The sequence below is a fragment of the Haloplanus salinarum genome (genome assembly GCF_024498175.1).
Taxonomy (GTDB): Archaea; Halobacteriota; Halobacteria; order Halobacteriales; family Haloferacaceae; genus Haloplanus; species Haloplanus salinarum.
In genome coordinates this window covers 3,225,445-3,243,375 of sequence record NZ_CP101823.1, presented here as the reverse complement: position 1 = coordinate 3,243,375, position 17,931 = coordinate 3,225,445, and the positions used below count along the sequence as shown (strand labels likewise).

Below are 17,931 nucleotides of genomic sequence, written 5' to 3'. Positions count from 1 at the left end.
GGCGCTCAGATAATAACTATTGCTATCGGGTCAGCAGGTGGGGAGAAAGTCGACGGCGTCGACGGTCGTCGTCTCGCCGAACAGCCAGTCGGCGTGGTCGACGGCGTACTCGTGGTCGGTCTCCTCGATGTAGCCGATGGCGTCGGTGACGAGGACGGGTCGGTAGTCCCGCAGCCCCGCGCTCCCGGCGGTGTGGAGGACACAGACGTTGGCGAGGGTGCCACAGATGAGCAGGTCGTCGATCCCTCTGGCCGAGAGCCAGCCGTCGAGTTCGGTGTCGTGGAACGCGTCGTAGGTGTGTTTCTCGACGACGTGGTCGGCGGGGCGGACGTCGAGTTCGTCGACGAGGCGGGCCTCCCACGAGCCTTCGAGGACGTGTTCGCCCCAGCGGTCGAACTCGTCGTAGTAGTGGGTCCCGTCGAACTGCTCGGGCGGGTGGACGTCGCGCGTGTAGACGACGCGTGCGCCCGCTTCGTGGGCCCGATCGACCAGCGACGCCACCTCGCCGACCGCCGCCTCGCTCGGGGGGGCATAGAGGCTCCCGTCGGGGTGACAGAAGCCGTTCTGCATGTCGACGACGACGACTGCCGTTGTGTCGGGATCGTACGGCATGGTCGTCGATAAGAGTGCCGGAACCCTAAAAACACGTTCGGCACGCGTCGGGATGTCGCTGATCGTCGGTCTTCGGTCGTCTCCGACGGTCGTCGATCACCTCCTCGCGCAGTTCCCTCCATACGGGCTCACATCCCGATACAGCGCGATCCGAACGGTTTTGTTACATCTATTCCATTACTGTGCATGAATCACGAGTCTGATGAAGCCGTGGCCACGACAGGTCCATCACTGGAATCGTCGCGTGATCAGCAAGCAGTCGGGCGCACAGACGGGCAGATAGAGCCCCAGTCGCCCGACTGGACGAGTGTGCACGAACACGTCTCGGGACAGTCGTGATGTCGAGGGCGTCGAAACTGCGCGCAGTTACCCTGTCGGTGCTGCTGGTCACGTCGGCGTTCGCCGGCGTTGTCGCGTTCTCGGGGACGGCTACGGCCGAGACGACGTCCCAACTCGAGTTCTCGGGTATCTACAACGCCGACGTCGTGCGCGGGGCGAACGACGATACGGCCGGCGATTTCGACAACGGCGACTACTCGCTCGTCTCGTCGTCGGTGGCACAGAACAACGGTAATCCCGCCGACCAAGGCGTTCCGGACGACGGCGTGTTCGCCGCAACGGCGGGTGTCCACCCGAAGTTCGACCTCGCCGACTTCGACTCCAACGACAGCAACGCGTGGCAGACCACCGGGACGGGGAGCGTGACGGCGTCGGTCACCAAGGGCCAGTACAACACCACCCACGTCGTCGCGTCGGCCGGGGGTGCCGGGCCGAGCACGCCGGCGAAGTTCAAGATCAAACTCAACTACACCGACGGATCGACCGAGACATCACAGAATTTCACCGTCCCCGACTGGTTCAATACCTCGGGACCGAGCGACCCCGGCTACGCGGTTCGGGACGGGATGGATCGATACTACAGTACTAGTTACAAAAACGCCAACGAAGCCGGAATCTGGGGCTACGCCGTAAAGACGAACTCGAGCAAGACGCTCCAGAAGGTCACGATCAACGTGACCAAGAACGATGCCGGTTCGTTCAACTTCTTCGGCGGCGCGGCGACCACACAGGGGAGTAACGTGATCGCCGGTGCCCCGACTGCGAACGACGACACCGCCACCACCGACGAGGACACGAGTGTCACCGTCGACGTCGTCGCCAACGACACCGACCCGGACGGCGACGCCCTCGACGTGAGTAACATCACGAACGGTCCAAGCCACGGCACGGCCCAGATCACGGGCGAGAGCAACGACAAGATCCAGTTCGACCCCGGTGACGACGCGACCGCTAATATCAGTATCACCTACGAAGTGAGCGACGGTAACGGGGGCGCCGACACGGCGACCCTGAACGTCACCGTCGATCCGGTCAACGACGCACCCACCGCGAGCGACGATTCCGCGACGACCGACGAGGACGCGAGTGTCACTGTCGATGTCGTCACCAACGACAGTGACGTCGACGGCGACGCCCTCGACGTGAGCGCCATCACGAACGGTCCGAGTCACGGCACGGCCCGGATCACGGGTCCGAACAACGACAAGATCCAGTTCGACCCCGGCGACGACGCGACCGCCAATGTCAGTATCACCTACGAAGTGAGCGACGGCAACGGCGGCACCGACACGGCGACCCTGAACGTCACCGTCGCTCCGGTCAACGACGCGCCCACGGCCAACGACGACACCGCCACCACCGACGAGAACAGCCTACTCACGGTCGACGACGGGGACGGTGCCGATCTGCTGGAATTGTCCACCGACGTCGAGGGAGACTCGCTCTCGCTCGGCGCGGTCGACGGGGAGAGCTTCGCCTCGGGAAGCATGGTCACCCTCGACAGCGGGGCGACGGTCACCGTCGACAGCGACGGCAGTTGGGTCTACGATCCCAACGGCCAGTTCGGGAGCCTCGGCGCCGGTCAGACGGCCACGGACAGTTTCACCTACACCGTCGACGACGGAAACGGTGGCACTGACCAGGGCACGATCACCGTCACCCTCACCGGGGTCGTCGAGCGAAGCACCCGCGACGACGTCGGCCGATCGGTTCTCGTCGGGGAGGATTCGGTGTCTCAGACCGTCCACGCCGGTCCAGTCAAGGAGGTCGGAGTGACGTTCGGGTCGGCGACGACGGGGTCGGTCACCGTCGACCCGGTCGGGTCGTTCCCGAGCGTGGCGCCGGAACCGGACGGACGGGTCCTCGGCGCCGTCGATATCAGGCCACCGGGCGACGTAGCGTCCGACGGCGGGTCGCTCAGGATCACCGTAGCCCGGTCGACGGTCGACGCGATGGGCGGGACGCCGGAGCGTCTCCGGATCGTCCGTTACGACGGTGACGGGCTTCGGGTCTTGGAGACGACCGTCGCGCGGGCCGACGACCGGGTGGTCGTCCTGACGGCCGAGACACCAGGGTTCTCCGTGTTCGGCGTCGTCGTGCTCGACCGACCGACGGCGGCCCCGACCGCGACGCCGACGCCGACGCCGACCGCGACACCTACGGGGACGCCGGTCGTGACACGCACGCCGCCCCCGACGGCGTCCACGTCGACGACGGACGCCGGCGGACGGACGGCGACGACCGGGATCGGCCCCGGATTCGGGGGTATCGGCGCGGTGGCCGCGTTGCTGGCGGTCGGGCTGCTGGCCCGCCGGGGCGACTGACGCCCCGACAGCCACGGACTCCGTACCGACGGGTTTTCCAACCTCGGGGACCAGTCGTGAACAACGAATGATCTCGAAGGGCTGTGAACAGTGCGCTAAGGGCGGGAAGATGGTGCTGTTCGTCTACGGCTACTGCGACCAGCGCGACTGCTTTTACTGTCCGCTCGGGGAGAACCGGAAGAACGTCGATACGGTCTACGCCAACGAGCGGGAGGTCGAATCCGACGAGGACGTCCTCACCGAGGCACGCCGGATGGACGCCCTCGGCACGTCGATCACCGGCGGGGAACCACAGGAGTCGCTGGACCGCACCTGCCACTACCTCTCCCTGCTGAAAGACGAGTTCGGCGAGGACCACCACACGCACCTCTACACCGGTATCACGGGCGGCCGGGAGAACATGCGTCGGCTCTCGGAGGCCGGCCTCGACGAGATTCGCTTCCACCCGCCGCTGGATCTCTGGGGCGACCTCCACGGCACCGAGTGGGAGGAGATCCTGCATATCGCCCGCGAGGAGGGCCTCACCCCGGCGTTCGAGATTCCGGGAATCCGCGCCGAACCCGAGTTCCTCGAGTTCCTCGACGAGGGGGCCGCCGAGTTCTGTAACATCAACGAGTTCGAGATGTCCGACGGCAACTACCGGCGGATGCAGGAGGCGGGCTACGACCTCCGCGAGGGGCACATGAGCGCGGTCGAGTCGCCCAAAGAGGAGATTCTGGACGTGATGGGCGACCACGACCGAGTCTACTTCTGTACCTCGGTGTTCAAGGACGCCGCCCAGCACCGCCGCCGGCTGAAGCGGATGGCCCGGAGCATCCGTCGGGAGTTCGACGAGGTGACCGACGACGGGACCCTCGTCTACGGCAAGACCTGGGTGACCGAGGAGCGCCTAGCGGAACTGGGCATCCCCGAGGAGTTCTACACCGTCAAATCCGACCACGTCGAACTGGCGTGGTGGCTGCTGGAGGAGATGGTCGACGAGGGCGACGTCGGCCAGGGCGAAATCGTCGAGCAGTACCCGACCGTGGACGGGACGGTCGTGGAGCGGACGCCGCTGGCGTAGGGTTTTGCTCCAGCTTTTGCGAGCGAGCGTAGCGAGCGAGGAAAAGGTGGGACTGGGACGGTCGTGGAGCGGACGCCGCTGGCGTAGGGTTTTGCTCCAGCTTTTGCGAGCGAGCGTAGCGAGCGAGGAAAAGGTGGGACTGGGACGGTCGTGGAGCGGACGCCGCTGGCGTAGGGTTTTGCTCCAGCTTTTGCGAGCGAGCGTAGCGAGCGAGGAAAAGGTGGGACTGGGACGGTCGTGGAGCGGACGCCGCTGGCGTAGGGTTTTGCTCCAGCTTTTGCGAGCGAGTCGTCACTCGGCCAGCCGCCGTCGAACCGTCGCCAGTTTCGGCCGGAACTTGTCCGTCGCCATGAGGTAGGCGAAGTAGAACGCCATCGCGCCCATGAACCCCATCCAGGCCCCGAGTTTGACCTGCCCGCTCTCGGCGGTGGCGAGGGCGACGCGTTCGACGTAGAGCCCGGCAACCGACAGGCCGACGCTCCCGAGGCCGAACGCGGCGAGTTCGAGGAGGGCGGGCACCAGTTCGAGCAGGGTCGCGTTCATACGTGCCGGCAGACGGCGTCCGATGCTGTATCTTTCGGTCGACGAGCGCAACCTTCTTACCCCGAAGCGGTCGAGCGTGGCGTATGGCCGGACGATACGGCGATCTGGACTACGGAGCGTGGACGAAGCGGGGGACGCTGCTCGGACTCGCGCTGTTCGCGGTCGGCGCGCTCGGCGAACTCGCGGCCCACGCGCTGGGGATCGGACTCCCGGCGTGGGAGGCGACGCTGCTGTTCGACGCCGAGGTGCTCGGCGTGTGTCTCTTCTTGCTGTCGCCGCTCGTCTTCGGCGTCGTCCTCCCGCTGACGGAGTGAGGGCAGTCGTCGGCGGTAGCGTTCCGCAAACACCTTATATCCGATACCGCAAGGTTCCAACGATCAGTAGTATGCCGAGACCAGAGGTTCTCGAACGGATCAAGGCGGCCGAGGACGACGCCGAAGGGATCGTCGAGGAGGCCGAGGCCGACCGCGAGGAACGGATCGCCGAGGCGCGGGAGCGGGCCGACGAGATCCGCGCCGAGGCCGAACGCGAGGCCGAGGAGGCGGCCGAGCGCCGCCTCGAGGAAGCCACCGCCGAAATCGAGGCGGAGGCCGAGGAGATCCGGCAGGACGGGGAGGAGACTCGGGAGGAACTCATCGCTCAGGCGGAGGCGCAGATGGACGAGGCGATCGAATTCGCCATCGCACAGTTCGAGGAGGCGGTGCATGCTCAGACCTGAGCGGATGAGCAAAGTGTCGGTGACGGGCTCGAAGGCGGTCATGGACGACGTCGTCGAGGCGGTCCACGACCGTAACCTGCTTCACGTCACCGAGTACGACGGGACCTGGGAGGGGTTCGAACCGGGGAACCCGATCGACGGCGCCGAGGAGGCCTCCGAGAAGCTGGTGACCGTCCGCTCCATCGAGAGCATTCTCGACGTGGACGACGCCGACGCCGGCCCGACGCGGATCGTCACCGACGACGCCCTCGAGGAGGAACTCGGGGAGATCCGCGAGCGCGTCAACGACCTCGAAGACCGGCGCGACGAGATCCGGAGCGAACTCGGCGAGGTCGAGGACCGGCTCTCGGCGGTCGAGCCCTTCGCGACGCTCGGGATCGATCTGGACCTGCTCGCCGGCTACGACACGCTCGACGTGGTGGTCGGCGAGGGGAACGCCGACGAGGTCGAACGCGCGATGGTCGACGCGGACGGCATCGAGGACGTCGAGCTGTTCGCCGAGGACGGCGTGATCGCCATCTTCGCCCGACCGGTCGAGGGCGCCGACGACGACGTGATCACGGACGCCCTGGTCGGCGTCGACTTCACCGCACTCGAAGTCCCGGACGCCGAGGGCTCCCCCGAGGAGTACGTCTCGGAGCTCGACCACCGAAAACAGCAGCTCGAATCGAAGCTCCGGACCGTCGAGAACGAACTCGAAGAGGTGAGACTCGACGCCGCGGGCTTCCTGCTGGCCGCCGAGGAGAAACTCACCATCGACGTCCAGAAGCGTGAGGCGCCGCTCTCCTTCGCGACGACGGACAACGCCTTCGTCGCCGAGGGCTGGATCCCGAGCGAGGAGTACACCGACTTCGCCGCGGCGATCACCGAGGCGGTCGGCGACCACGCGGAGGTCGAGGAACTCCAGCGGGCGACCTTCGACGCCCACGGCGAGGAGGCGGTCCGCGAGGACGTCGCCGGCGGCGTCGAGGGGGCGACGGCCGTCGACGGCGGCGACGAGGTGCGGGCCGACGGCGGCGGCGTCGTGATGAACGACGACGACCCGCCGGTCGTCCAGGACAACCCCGGGGTGGTCAAGCCCTTCGAGGTGCTCACCCAGGCGGTGAGCCGCCCGAAGTACGCGGAGTTCGACCCGACGGTCGTCCTCTTTCTGACCTTCCCGGCGTTCTTCGGGTTCATGATCGGCGACGTCGGCTACGGGGTGGTCTACACCCTCATCGGCTACTACCTCCTCACCAACTTCGACAGCGACGCCTTCCGGAGCATGGGCGGCGTGACCGTCTTCGCCGGGATCTTCACGATACTGTTCGGTATCCTCTACGGCGAACTCTTCGGAACCCACCAGGTGTCGAAACTGCTCTGGGGCGGCCACGCACCCCTGCACAAGGGCCTCCAGCCGCATTACCTGCTCTGGGCGCAGGCGTGGCTGGTCATCAGCGTCCTCGTCGGCGTCCTCCACCTCAACATCGGGTGGCTGTTCGACTTCGTCGAGAACTACCAGTTCCACGACGTCAAGCACGCGGTCCTGGAGAGCGGGTCGTGGCTGCTGATGCTCAACGGCCTGTGGGTGTGGGTGTTCTCGGAGCACGCCGCGAACGCCAAGCCCGCCCTGCTGTACGACGTGTGGGAGATCGTCGGCCTGGAGGCCGGCCTCGGCATCGGGCCGACGGTCGGCATGGTCGCCGGCGTGCTCTTCGCCGTCGGCCTCGTGTTGCTGATCGTCGGCGAACCCGTCGAGGCCATCGAGTTCCTCAACGTGTTCGTCAACGCGCTGTCGTACACCCGGATCGCCGCGGTGTTGCTCGCGAAGGCGGGGATGGCCTTCACGGTCAACCTCCTCTTCTTCGGCGCCTACGCCGCCGAGGGTGAGTACCACTTCATGTACTCGGGCGAGCCCCACGGCACCGTGATGTTCGAGGGGCTGATGAACATGGGGCCGGGGATGCTGGTCCTCGGCATCGTCGTCCTCGTGGTCGGGCACCTGCTCGTGCTCGCCCTCGGCGTCACGAGCGCCGGCCTACAGGCCGTGCGTCTCGAGTACGTCGAGTTCTTCGGGAAGTTCTACGAGGGCGGCGGCCGCGAGTACGAGCCGTTCGGCTACGACCGGCAGTACACGACCGACGACTGATACGGTTTATTGTACTGTTTACCGGTGGTTCGGCGAACCACCGGTAGTGACTTACGATAAACAGTATGACGGCCGCGATCCGTCCGCCGTTTCCGTTCTCCGTGCACCCACGCCCCAGCGGCGGCCACGGCGCGCCGACGGGACACCGAGAGCGCTGTGAACGAATCCCATGGAATCGGCCGAAATCAGCGGTTCCAACGGCCAGAGTGCCCGTCTCTTTTGGGAAGTTTTATGCCCAGTCTGAACGGACGTGTGCCTGTTCGGAAACCCGAAGTGAACCCAATGCTCGAAGCTACTTCACAACTCGCGACGGTCGTACTGCAGAACAACGCCACGTCGTTCCCGCTGATCCCCGCACAGGCTGCCGCCGCGCTGGCGGTCGGGCTGGCGGCGCTCGGCGCGGGCTACGCGGAGCGAGGTATCGGTGCGGCCGCCGTCGGCGCCGTCGCCGAGGACGACGACATGTTCGTCCGTGGGCTGATCCTCACGGTCCTGCCGGAGACACTCGTGATCCTGGCGCTGGTTACCCTGTTCCTCACGACGGGGATTCCGTGGGACACCGCCGAATTCTTCGAGGCGATGTTCAGCGCGGGTAGCTAACTCCACCCAGTTCTCTTCACTATGAGTTTGGACACAGTCGCCGAGGACATCCGGGACGAGGCCCGCGCGCGTGCGGAGGAAATCCGCGAGGAGGGCGAAACGCGGGCGAGCGAGATCGTCGAGGATGCCGAGGCCGACGCCGAAGAGATCCGCGAGGAACGCGAGGCGGCGGTCGAGCGGGAGATCGCCCAGAAGCGCGAACAGGCCGTCTCCAGCGCGAAGCTCGAGGCCAAGCAGGCCCGGCTGGAGGCCCGACGCGACGCGCTCGAAGAGGTGCGGTCGGCGGTCGAGGAGACCCTGGCCGGAATCGAGGGCGAGCGCCGTCGGTCGCTCACCGCGTCGCTGCTGGACGCGGCCGCCGAGGAGTTCGACGAGGGCGAGTCGGTGTCGGTGTACGGTCGCGCCGACGACGAGGCGTTGCTCGAAGACCTGCTCGAGGGGTACGACGGCTTCAGCGTCGCCGGGACCTACGACTGTCTCGGCGGCGTCGTCGTCGAGAGCGAGGAGTCGCGGGTCCGCGTGAACAACACCTTCGACTCGCTCCTCGAGACGGTCTGGGAGGACAACTTGAAGGAACTGAGCAACCGACTGTTCGAGCGATGAGCACGAGCCCCGGCAGTTCGAATCCGGAGTACGTCACCACCCGCGTCCGGTCGCGACGCTCGGTGCTGTTCAGCGACGAGGACTACCGGAAACTGATTCGGATGGGGCCGTCGGAGATCGCCCGCTTCATGGAGGAGTCGGAGTACGAGCGCGAGATCAACGCGCTCGGGGCGCGACACTCGGGGGTCGACCTCATCGAGTACGCACTCAACCGGAACCTCGCGAAGCACTTCAACGACCTGCTGGACTGGGCCGACGGTCGGCTGTACGACCTGATCGCCCGGTACCTGCGGAAGTTCGACGCGTGGAACGTCAAGACGGTGCTTCGCGGGATCTACTCCGACGCCGACCGCGAGGAGGTCGAGACGGACCTCATCCGGGCCGGCGAGATGGACGAGCGCCTGCTCGACCGCCTGCTGGACGCGGGGTCCATCGAGGAGGTCATCGACCTGCTCGACCGGACGATATTCGCGGACCCGCTCCGCGGGGCGCTGGAGGAGTACGAGGAGTCGGGCGTCCTCGTCCCGCTGGAGAACGCGGTCGACCGCGTCTTCTACGAACAGCTCCTGTCGGACCTGCCCGGCGGCGAGGCCAATCAGACCTACCGGGAGTTCCTCGAAGCGGAGATCGACTTCCGCAACGCGCGGAACGCGCTTCGCTTGGCCCGAAGTGGGGCCGACGTCGACCCTTCGGAGTATTACATCGCGGGCGGACAGCTGTTCGGCGCGAGTCAGTTGAGCGCCATCGGCGGCAACGTCGAGGAGCTCGTCGCGACGATCCGTGACAGCACGTACGGCGACGACCTCGACAGCGCGCTCGACGAGTTCGAGGAGGCGGACAGCCTGATCTCCTTCGAGCGGGCGCTCGACGTCGCGTTGCTCGAATACTCGGATCGGCTCGGCTTCATCCACCCGCTGTCGGTGGCGCCGGTTATCTCCTACATCCTCGCCAAGGAGCGCGAGGTGGACAACATCCGCGCCATCGCCCGCGGCCGCGAGGCCGGACTGTCCGAAGAGGAGATCGAAGAGGAACTGGTGATCCTATGAGCCAGGAGATCGCCGTCATCGGGAGCCCCGATTTCACCACTGGCTTCCGACTCGCGGGCGTACGGAAGTTCGAGAACGTACCGGACGAGGAGAAAGACGACGCGCTCGACGAGGCCGTCATGCGGACGCTCGACGACGACGACGTCGGCATCGTCGTGATGCACGACGACGACATGGCGCATCTCTCCCGGGAGGCCCGGGAGGCAGTCGAGGGCAGTATCGAACCGGTGCTCGTCACCTTGGGTGGCGGCGCCGGCAGCGGCGGCCTGCGCGAGCAGATCAAGCGAGCCATCGGTATCGACCTGATGGAGGAAGACTAACATGAGTCAGGCAGACACGACCGTCCGAGAGGACGGGATCATCGACAGCGTGAGTGGCCCGGTCGTGACCGCGGTCGATCTCGACGCCCGAATGAACGACGTCGTCTACGTGGGCGACGAAGGGCTGATGGGCGAAGTCATCGAGATCGAAGGCGAGGTTACGACCATCCAGGTGTACGAAGAGACCTCCGGCGTCGCTCCGGGTGAACCCGTGGAGAACACGGGCGACCCGCTGACCGTCGACCTCGGACCGGGGGTACTGGACACCATCTACGACGGCGTCCAGCGCCCCCTCGACGTGCTCCAGGAGAAGATGAACAGCGCGTTCCTCGACCGCGGGGTCGACGCGCCCGGGATCGACCTCGAGAAGGAGTGGGAGTTCACCCCCGAGGTCGAGGAGGGCGACGAGGTCGAACCCGGCGACGTGATCGGCACGGTGCCGGAGACGGTGACCATCGAACACAAGGTGCTCGTCCCGCCGGACTCCGAGGGCGGCGAGGTCGTCGCCATCGAGGACGGCGAGTTCACCGTCGAGGAGACGGTCGCCGAACTCGACACCGGAGAGGAGATCCGGATGCGCCAGGAGTGGCCGGTCCGCGAGGCCCGGCCTGCCGGCGACAAGAAGACGCCGACCGAGCCGCTGCTGACCGGTCAGCGGGTGCAGGACGGCCTGTTCCCCATCGCCAAGGGCGGCACGGCGGCGATTCCGGGGCCTTTCGGCTCCGGCAAGACGGTTACCCAGCAGCAACTCGCCAAGTGGTCCGACGCGGACATCGTCGTCTACATCGGCTGTGGCGAGCGCGGCAACGAGATGACCGAGGTCATCGAGGACTTCCCGGAACTGCCCGACCCGCAGACCGGGAACCCGCTGATGGCCCGGACGACGCTCATCGCCAACACGTCGAACATGCCGGTCGCGGCCCGGGAGTCCTGTGTCTACACGGGTATCACCATCGCGGAGTACTACCGCGACATGGGCTACGACGTGGCGCTGATGGCCGACTCCACCTCGCGGTGGGCGGAGGCCATGCGCGAGATCAGTTCGCGGCTGGAGGAGATGCCCGGCGAGGAGGGCTACCCCGCCTACCTCGCCGCACGGCTCTCCCAGTTCTACGAGCGCGCCGGCTACTTCGACAACATCAACGGCACCGAAGGGTCGATTTCGGTCGTCGGCGCGGTCAGTCCCCCGGGCGGGGACTTCTCCGAGCCGGTGACCCAGAACACCCTGCGGATCGTGAAGTGCTTCTGGGCGCTCGACGCCGACCTAGCCGAGCGCCGGCACTTCCCCTCGATCAACTGGAACGAGTCGTATTCCCTCTACCGGGAGCAGCTCGACCCGTGGTTCGAGGAGAACGTCGCCGACGACTGGGCAGAGGTCCGCCAGTGGGCGGTCGACACCCTCGACGAGGAGGGCGAACTCCAAGAAATCGTCCAGCTCGTCGGGAAGGACGCCCTGCCGGAGGACCAGCAGCTCACCCTCGAAGTGGCACGGTACCTCCGCGAGGCGTGGCTCCAGCAGAACGCGTTCCACGACGTGGACACGTACTGCGAGCCCGACAAGACCTACCTGATCCTCACGACGATCAAGACGTTCAACGACGAGGCGTTCGACGCCCTCGAAGCCGGCGTCCCCGTCGAGGAGATCACGGACATCGACGCCCTGCCGCGCATCAACCGCATCGGCGTCCAGGAGGAGTACGAGGCGTACATGGACGAACTGAAAGACGACATCGCGGCGCAGATCCGGGAGCTGTACTAATATGAAAGAGTACAAGACGATCACCGAGATCAGCGGCCCGCTGGTGTTCGCCGAGGTCGACAAGCCCATCGGCTACGACGAGATGGTCGAAATCGAGACCGCCGACGGCGAGATCCGGCGCGGCCAGGTGCTCGAATCCGAGGACGGACTCGTCGCCATCCAGGTGTTCGAGGGCACGTCCGGCATCGACAAGAACGCGTTCGTCCGGTTCCAGGGCGAGACGCTGAAGATGAAGCTGACCGAGAACCTCCTCGGTCGCGTGCTCTCCGGGTCGGGCGAACCGATCGACGGCGGGCCGCCGATCGAGCCCGACGAGCGCCGCGACATCGTCGGCGCGGCGATCAACCCCTACGCCCGCGAGTATCCCGAGGAGTTCATCCAGACCGGCGTCTCCGCCATCGACGGCATGAACACCCTCGTGCGCGGCCAGAAGCTCCCCATCTTCTCCGGATCGGGGCTGCCGCACAACGAACTCGCGCTCCAGATCGCGCGACAGGCGAGCGTCCCCGAGGAAGAGGAGGGCGGTGAAGGCTCCGAGTTCGCCGTCATCTTCGGCGCGATGGGGATCACCGCCGAGGAGGCAAACGAGTTCATGGACGACTTCGAGCGCACCGGCGCGCTCGAACGCTCCGTGGTCTTCATGAACCTCGCGGACGACCCCGCCGTCGAGCGGACGGTCACGCCGCGGATGGCCCTGACGACCGCCGAGTACCTCGCCTTCGACAAGGATTACCACGTGCTGGTGATCCTGACGGACATGACCAACTACTGCGAGGCGCTCCGCGAGATCGGTGCCGCCCGCGAGGAGGTCCCGGGACGCCGTGGCTACCCCGGGTATATGTACACCGACCTGGCCCAGCTCTACGAGCGGGCGGGCCGGATCCAGGGCCGTGACGGGTCGGTCACGCAGATCCCGATCCTCACGATGCCCGGCGACGACGACACCCACCCGATCCCCGACCTGACGGGCTACATCACCGAGGGGCAGATCTACGTCGACCGCGACCTCAACAGCCAGGGCGTTCAGCCCCCGGTCAACGTGCTCCCCTCGCTCTCGCGCCTGATGGACGACGGGATCGGCGAGGGCCTCACCCGCGAGGACCACGCCGACGTCTCGGACCAGATGTACGCCGCGTACGCGGAGGGTGAGGACCTGCGCGACCTGGTGAACATCGTCGGCCGCGAGGCGCTGTCGGACCGCGACAATAAGTACCTCGACTTCGCCGACGACTTCGAGAGCGACTTCGTCGACCAAGGGTTCGATACGAACCGCGACATCGACGAGACCCTCGACATCGGCTGGGACCTCCTCTCGACGTTCCCCAAGGAGGAGCTCAACCGGATCGACGAGGAACTCATCGAGAAGTACTACGACGACGCGGCCGTCGAGGAAGAGGCGACGGCGGACTAACCCCGCCACTCGCACGTTCTCCGACCGGCTCGGCGCAGCCCAGCGACGGCGACACGCACCGCCGGACCCGAACTGACTGTGTATCCCGCTTACGCCGATGGGCCACGACGGTGCCTCACGCCCGGAGACGGGCGGTCCCACGCCGGCGGACGGGGTGGCGTTTCCGCTCGTGATAGCGTGACCCCAGAAGCTATACGCGGGCCGAGCCAACCGCCACCGACCCGTTTCGCGCGACGGCGACGGGGATTGAACACCGATGACCGGACCGACCTACCTCCAGTTCCACCTCGCCTTTCTGCTCCCGGCCATGAGCCTGCTGGTCGCGACGGCGTTCGCGAGTCGGCCGCGGGCGGCCGCCGCCGTCCGGCCGCTCCGGGGACGCGGATACTGGTCGGGCGTCGCGGTCATCACCGTCGTCGCGCTCGTGTACACGACGCCGTGGGACAACTACCTCATCGCGAACGGGGTCTGGTCGTACGCGCCGGGGAGCACGCTCGCGACGCTCGGACACGCGCCGGTCGAGGAGTACCTGTTCATCCTCGTCCAGCCGTGGCTGACGGCGCTGTGGCTCTCGCACCTGTCGCTGCCGAGCGAGTGGCCGACGGTCGGGGCACCGATCCGCGGCCGGCTGGTCGGCCTCGCGCTCGCGGTCGCGGTCGGTGTCGGCGGCTGGGCGGCGCTCGGGACGCCGGCGACGTTCTACCTCGGGGCGATCCTCGCGTGGGCGGCGCCGGTGTTGGCGCTCCAGTGGGTCGTGGGCGCGCCACAGCTGTGGGCGCGGCGGCGACTCGTCGCGCTCGGCGTCCTCGTACCGACGACGTATCTCTGTGTCGCCGACCGGGTCGCCATCGAGTACGGGATCTGGGTCCTCTCGGAGCGGTACACGACCGGCGTCACACTCGCGGGCCTCCCCGTCGAGGAGGCCCTCTTCTTCCTCGTGACCAACTGCTTCGTCGTCCAGGGACTGGTGCTCTACCGGTGGGTGAGCGACCGGTACGCGAACGACACGGCGCCGGCGACCGGCGATTCGGGGTGACCGATGGGTGGATCGCACGCGGACGGGGCGTCGGATCCGGACCTGGCGGCGTTCATGCACGCCGTGGGCTGTCGGCCCGCGTGGGCCGTCGTCGCGGCGCTGACCCTCGGCGTCGGCGTCGCGGCGGCGGCAGGCGCCCGCCCGTCGCTCCCGCCGGTGGTGCGCTACCTCCCGCTAGCCGCGAGCCTCCTGCTGTTCGGGTTGCCACACGGGGCCGTAGACCACCTGGCGCCGGCCCGGGTCGCGGGGCGGGTGCCGACGGTCCGGTCGATGACGGCGGTCGGCCTCGGCTACCTCCTGCTCGGCGGGGTCTACGCCGCGCTGTGGGTGGTCGCGCCGGCCGCGTCGGCCGCGCTCTTCGTCGGCCTGACGTGGCTCCACTGGGGGCAGGGCGACCTCTACGCGCTCGACGTGCTGGGGGGCGATCATCTGGACGACGCGGGCGTGCGCGCGGGAACGTTGCTCGTTCGCGGCGGCCTGCCGATGCTGGTGCCCCTGCTCCGATTCCCCGAGCGCTACCGCGCGGTGATCGACGCGTGGGTGGCGCTGTTCGGCCGCGGACTCGACGCGGCGTGGCTGGTCGCCCCCGACGTGCGCCTCGGGCTCGGGGCCGGGTTCGCGGTCCTGACCGTCGGGACGCTCCTGGCGGGCTACCGGAACGGTGGCGGGCAGGAGTGGCGCCGCGACGCCGGCGAGACGCTGCTCCTGTGGGCGTACTTCCTCGTCGTCCCGCCGCTCGTGGCCATCGGGGTGTACTTCTGTGTGTGGCACTCGCTGCGACACGTCGTCCGGCTGGTCGGGGTGGACGAGGGGGCACGGGAGGCGCTCGCGACCCGGGGGCCGGTCTCGGCGCTCCGGCGGACGGGGCGGGACGCCCTCCCGCTGACCGCCGTGTCGGTCGTCCTCCTCGTCGCGGTGGGCGTCGTCGCCGGGGTTGACACCGCCCCCGAGACGCTCGCGGCGCTGTATCTGGTCTTCATCGCCGTGTTGACGCTGCCACACGTCGTCGTGGTGGCGTGGATGGACCGCGTCGAGTGCAGGGGACTGGGGTGGCGAGCCGGCGGACAATAAAAGGATAAGGGGTTCGGACCACAACCCTTCACCAATGGCCGAGGACGTCAAACCCACTCGCAAGAACCTCATGGCGATCGAGGACCGGATCGAACTCTCCGAGCGGGGGCACGACACGCTCGAACAGAAACGAGACGGCCTCATCATGGAGTTCATGGACATCCTGGACCAGGCCCAGGACATCCGCGAGGACCTCGACGCGAACTACGAGACGGCACAGCGAAAGATCAACATGGCGCGGGCGATGGAGGGCGACGTCGCCGTTCGCGGCGCCGCCGCCGCGCTCAAGGAACACCCGGAGATCACGACCCAGTCGAAGAACATCATGGGCGTGGTCGTGCCCCAGATCGAGTCCTCGCGCGTGCGAAAGAGCCTCGATCAGCGTGGCTACGGCCTGCTCGGCTCCTCGGCCCGCATCGACGAGGCGGCCGACGCCTACGAGGAACTCCTCGAATCCATCATCCTCGCCGCCGAGGTGGAGACGGCGATGAAGAAGATGCTGACCGAGATCGAGACCACCAAGCGCCGCGTCAACGCCCTCGAGTTCAAACTCCTGCCCGACCTCCACGAGAACAAGGAGTACATCGAGCAGAAACTCGAAGAGCAGGAACGCGAGGAGATCTTCCGCCTGAAGAAGATCAAAGCCAAGAAGGAAGCCGAGGAGAAGGCCGAAGCCGAGGAGGAGGAGGAGGCCGCCGAACCCGTCACCGCCGACGACTAGATGCCCTGTCCCGCCTGCGGCACCGCCACGCTCTCCTTTCCCGTGCCGCCGGCGCTCCGCGAGCACGCGCCCGAAGCCGGCGACGCCGCCGCCATCTGTCCGACCTGTCTCCGGACGCACGCGGTCGACGCCGACACCGAGTCACCCGATTTCTCGACGGTCCACCCCGCGTTCCCGAGCGGCGAGGCGGGCGCGGCACTGGCGCTCGCGCTCGGCCTCCTCGACTCGCTGGCCCTCCGTCGGGACGCGGTCGACGCCTGCTGTGCCCACGCCGAGCGGGCGGGGGCTGACGTCCTGTTGGCGCTCGACCGACTGGCGGGCGACGCGGCGGTCGACCCGCACGTCGACCTCGACCGTCGCCGCCGGCAGTTGGCCGAACTCCTCCGTTAATCCCCGCGCCGGCCGACCGCGGACGCGAGCGAGCGGGCCGCTCCGAGGTCGGTCCCGCCGGCGGCCGCGACGCGGGCGGCCGCGAGGCCGACCAGCAGGAGGTTCCCCCAGAGCCCCGGCTGGATGAGGAGTCCGGGCACCCACTCGGGGAGCAGCAGACCGGCCGTTCGGAGGCCGTAGGAGTGGACGTGGAGCAAGAGGAGGCCGACGACGGGGACGGTCGGGCGGCCGTCGGGGCGGTCCAGTTCGGCGGCCAAGAGCAGGACGACGGCGGGGAGGGCGGCCGCGAAGTAGTAGGTGTAAGTCAGCGGTGCGAGCAGGGGGACGGCGGCGAAGCCGAGGGCAGTCACCTCGCGGACGGCGTCGGTGGAGGCCCGGAGGACGCCGACGACGATGGCGAGGCTGGCGAGGACGCGGATCGCCAGGCCGTACGGTACGTCGTACAGCGGTCGGTAGTACGGCGGAAGCCAGATACGTGGAGACCGGGCGACGCTCCCCGTCTCGACCCCCCATGCGAGCACGTCGAGGAAGGTCCGGTGGGCCTCGACGCCGAAGAGGAGGACGGACAGCGCGAGGAGGGCGAGGCCGCCGACGACGGCGCCGGCGAAGCGGTCCCGGTCGCCGAGCAGGTGGGCGCCGGCGGGGGCGTACGGGAGTTTGACGACGCCACAGCAGGCGGTGAGTGCGCCGGCGAGATGCGAGCGGCCGCGGAGCGACGCCGACGCGGCGAGGGTGAGGAGGGCTGTCAGTCCGGCGGCGGTCTGTCCGAGTTTGACCGCGAGGAGCACCGGGTGGAAGCCGGCGACGAGCGGGAGGATCGCGACCCGCTCCCGGGGACGGAGCGGGACGCCGAGGGCGCCGACGAGTCGCTGGATCGCGATCCAGAGGAGGAGGACCGCACACGCGGTCCACAGGATCGCGGCGGGACGGAAGTCGAGGGCGAGACGGAAAGGGGCGAGCGCGAGGAGTGCGATCGGGGGGTAGAGGTAGCTGCCGTGGTAGCCGCCGTTGTCGTTGCGGGCGTAGAGCGACTCGCCGGCGACCCAGCGGTCGACGGCGTTGGCGTAGGCGCCGAAGTCCCAGAACCCAAAGCGGGGGGCGACCCCGATGGCGCGGAGATACCAGTCGACGGCGGGGTAAGTCGCCAGCGCGAGACCGACGACGAGTGAGACGGCGACGAAGAGGGGGGCGTCGTCGCGCCGGGCGAGCAGTCGGCGGAGGAGGGACATGGGGTCGTGGCTGGAACG

The 17,931-nt window shown here is 67.8% G+C and carries 18 protein-coding genes; 15 read left to right on the top strand and 3 right to left on the bottom strand.

The features are described from left to right. Positions 1-30: 30 nt before the first annotated feature. The gene (locus tag NO364_RS16970) at positions 31-612 is read right to left on the bottom strand and encodes a cysteine hydrolase family protein (RefSeq protein WP_157689761.1); all 582 of its coding nucleotides are present in this window, start codon (positions 610-612) and stop codon (positions 31-33) included. A gap of 338 nt (positions 613-950) precedes the next feature. Between NO364_RS16970 and NO364_RS16965 the strand changes: the two genes are divergently transcribed. Beyond that, the gene (locus tag NO364_RS16965) at positions 951-3,275 is read left to right on the top strand and encodes an Ig-like domain-containing protein (RefSeq protein ID WP_257628108.1); all 2,325 of its coding nucleotides are present in this window, start codon (positions 951-953) and stop codon (positions 3,273-3,275) included. Positions 3,276-3,342: 67 nt separating this feature from the next. Further along, on the top strand, positions 3,343-4,338 hold the full coding sequence (locus NO364_RS16960; RefSeq protein ID WP_157689763.1) for a radical SAM protein: 996 nt from the start codon (positions 3,343-3,345) through the stop codon (positions 4,336-4,338). Positions 4,339-4,629: 291 nt separating this feature from the next. On the opposite strand, the gene NO364_RS16955 is transcribed toward NO364_RS16960, so the two are convergent. After that, complete coding sequence (locus NO364_RS16955) at positions 4,630-4,881, bottom strand: DUF8151 family protein (RefSeq protein WP_157689764.1); 252 nt, start codon at positions 4,879-4,881, stop codon at positions 4,630-4,632. Between the two features lie 83 nt (positions 4,882-4,964). Between NO364_RS16955 and NO364_RS16950 the strand changes: the two genes are divergently transcribed. From NO364_RS16950 to NO364_RS16890, 13 genes are all read left to right on the top strand, one after another. Next, on the top strand, positions 4,965-5,195 hold the full coding sequence (locus NO364_RS16950) for a DUF7860 family protein (protein ID WP_157689765.1): 231 nt from the start codon (positions 4,965-4,967) through the stop codon (positions 5,193-5,195). A gap of 71 nt (positions 5,196-5,266) precedes the next feature. Then, on the top strand, positions 5,267-5,599 hold the full coding sequence (gene ahaH, locus NO364_RS16945) for an ATP synthase archaeal subunit H (RefSeq protein WP_257628107.1): 333 nt from the start codon (positions 5,267-5,269) through the stop codon (positions 5,597-5,599). Next, the gene (locus NO364_RS16940) at positions 5,586-7,727 is read left to right on the top strand and encodes a V-type ATP synthase subunit I (RefSeq protein WP_257628106.1); all 2,142 of its coding nucleotides are present in this window, start codon (positions 5,586-5,588) and stop codon (positions 7,725-7,727) included. The genes ahaH and NO364_RS16940 overlap by 14 nt, the downstream gene beginning before the upstream one ends. A 282-nt stretch (positions 7,728-8,009) precedes the next feature. After that, positions 8,010-8,327 carry a F0F1 ATP synthase subunit C gene (locus NO364_RS16935; RefSeq protein ID WP_157689768.1) on the top strand — a complete coding sequence of 106 codons (318 nt, stop codon included), beginning with the start codon at positions 8,010-8,012 and terminating at the stop codon, positions 8,325-8,327. Positions 8,328-8,348: 21 nt separating this feature from the next. Next, on the top strand, positions 8,349-8,930 hold the full coding sequence (locus NO364_RS16930; protein WP_257628105.1) for a V-type ATP synthase subunit E: 582 nt from the start codon (positions 8,349-8,351) through the stop codon (positions 8,928-8,930). Further along, positions 8,927-9,976, top strand: a complete 1,050-nt coding sequence (locus NO364_RS16925; protein WP_257628104.1) for a V-type ATP synthase subunit C — start codon at positions 8,927-8,929, stop codon at positions 9,974-9,976. The genes NO364_RS16930 and NO364_RS16925 overlap by 4 nt, the downstream gene beginning before the upstream one ends. Continuing rightward, positions 9,973-10,296 (top strand): V-type ATP synthase subunit F, encoded by a 324-nt coding sequence (locus NO364_RS16920; protein WP_157689771.1) that lies wholly within the window; start codon positions 9,973-9,975, stop codon positions 10,294-10,296. Before NO364_RS16925 ends, NO364_RS16920 begins: the two co-directional genes overlap by 4 nt. Before the next feature lies 1 nt (position 10,297). Then, the gene (locus NO364_RS16915; RefSeq protein ID WP_157689772.1) at positions 10,298-12,055 is read left to right on the top strand and encodes an ATP synthase subunit A; all 1,758 of its coding nucleotides are present in this window, start codon (positions 10,298-10,300) and stop codon (positions 12,053-12,055) included. A gap of 1 nt (position 12,056) precedes the next feature. Next, positions 12,057-13,466: an ATP synthase subunit B gene (locus NO364_RS16910; RefSeq protein ID WP_257628103.1), complete on the top strand. Its 1,410-nt coding sequence runs from the start codon at positions 12,057-12,059 to the stop codon at positions 13,464-13,466. A gap of 256 nt (positions 13,467-13,722) precedes the next feature. Further along, on the top strand, positions 13,723-14,502 hold the full coding sequence (locus tag NO364_RS16905) for a lycopene cyclase domain-containing protein (RefSeq protein ID WP_157689774.1): 780 nt from the start codon (positions 13,723-13,725) through the stop codon (positions 14,500-14,502). Positions 14,503-14,505: 3 nt separating this feature from the next. Continuing rightward, on the top strand, positions 14,506-15,573 hold the full coding sequence (locus NO364_RS16900; protein WP_257628102.1) for a Brp/Blh family beta-carotene 15,15'-dioxygenase: 1,068 nt from the start codon (positions 14,506-14,508) through the stop codon (positions 15,571-15,573). Between the two features lie 34 nt (positions 15,574-15,607). Then, entirely contained in the window at positions 15,608-16,294 is a 687-nt protein-coding gene (locus NO364_RS16895; RefSeq protein WP_257628101.1) for a V-type ATP synthase subunit D, read from the top strand. Further along, positions 16,295-16,684 carry a DUF6276 family protein gene (locus NO364_RS16890; protein WP_257628100.1) on the top strand — a complete coding sequence of 130 codons (390 nt, stop codon included), beginning with the start codon at positions 16,295-16,297 and terminating at the stop codon, positions 16,682-16,684. It abuts the gene before it with no gap. On the opposite strand, the gene NO364_RS16885 is transcribed toward NO364_RS16890, so the two are convergent. Continuing rightward, a complete protein-coding gene (locus NO364_RS16885; RefSeq protein ID WP_257628099.1) occupies positions 16,681-17,913 on the bottom strand; it encodes a glycosyltransferase family 87 protein in 1,233 nt (410 codons plus the stop codon). The two genes, NO364_RS16890 and NO364_RS16885, sit on opposite strands and share 4 nt — an antisense overlap. Positions 17,914-17,931: the final 18 nt, after the last annotated feature.

Coding starts and splice junctions, on each gene's coding strand:
- NO364_RS16890 (WP_257628100.1), top strand. CDS start 16,295: ATGCCCTGTCCCGCCTGCGGCACCGCCACGCTCTCCTTTCCCGTGCCG.
- NO364_RS16895 (WP_257628101.1), top strand. CDS start 15,608: ATGGCCGAGGACGTCAAACCCACTCGCAAGAACCTCATGGCGATCGAG.
- NO364_RS16935 (WP_157689768.1), top strand. CDS start 8,010: ATGCTCGAAGCTACTTCACAACTCGCGACGGTCGTACTGCAGAACAAC.
- NO364_RS16930 (WP_257628105.1), top strand. CDS start 8,349: ATGAGTTTGGACACAGTCGCCGAGGACATCCGGGACGAGGCCCGCGCG.
- NO364_RS16960 (WP_157689763.1), top strand. CDS start 3,343: ATGATCTCGAAGGGCTGTGAACAGTGCGCTAAGGGCGGGAAGATGGTG.
- NO364_RS16955 (WP_157689764.1), bottom strand. CDS start 4,881: ATGAACGCGACCCTGCTCGAACTGGTGCCCGCCCTCCTCGAACTCGCC.
- NO364_RS16905 (WP_157689774.1), top strand. CDS start 13,723: ATGACCGGACCGACCTACCTCCAGTTCCACCTCGCCTTTCTGCTCCCG.
- NO364_RS16925 (WP_257628104.1), top strand. CDS start 8,927: ATGAGCACGAGCCCCGGCAGTTCGAATCCGGAGTACGTCACCACCCGC.
- NO364_RS16920 (WP_157689771.1), top strand. CDS start 9,973: ATGAGCCAGGAGATCGCCGTCATCGGGAGCCCCGATTTCACCACTGGC.
- NO364_RS16940 (WP_257628106.1), top strand. CDS start 5,586: ATGCTCAGACCTGAGCGGATGAGCAAAGTGTCGGTGACGGGCTCGAAG.
- ahaH (WP_257628107.1), top strand. CDS start 5,267: ATGCCGAGACCAGAGGTTCTCGAACGGATCAAGGCGGCCGAGGACGAC.
- NO364_RS16965 (WP_257628108.1), top strand. CDS start 951: ATGTCGAGGGCGTCGAAACTGCGCGCAGTTACCCTGTCGGTGCTGCTG.
- NO364_RS16900 (WP_257628102.1), top strand. CDS start 14,506: ATGGGTGGATCGCACGCGGACGGGGCGTCGGATCCGGACCTGGCGGCG.
- NO364_RS16950 (WP_157689765.1), top strand. CDS start 4,965: ATGGCCGGACGATACGGCGATCTGGACTACGGAGCGTGGACGAAGCGG.
- NO364_RS16885 (WP_257628099.1), bottom strand. CDS start 17,913: ATGTCCCTCCTCCGCCGACTGCTCGCCCGGCGCGACGACGCCCCCCTC.
- NO364_RS16970 (WP_157689761.1), bottom strand. CDS start 612: ATGCCGTACGATCCCGACACAACGGCAGTCGTCGTCGTCGACATGCAG.
- NO364_RS16915 (WP_157689772.1), top strand. CDS start 10,298: ATGAGTCAGGCAGACACGACCGTCCGAGAGGACGGGATCATCGACAGC.
- NO364_RS16910 (WP_257628103.1), top strand. CDS start 12,057: ATGAAAGAGTACAAGACGATCACCGAGATCAGCGGCCCGCTGGTGTTC.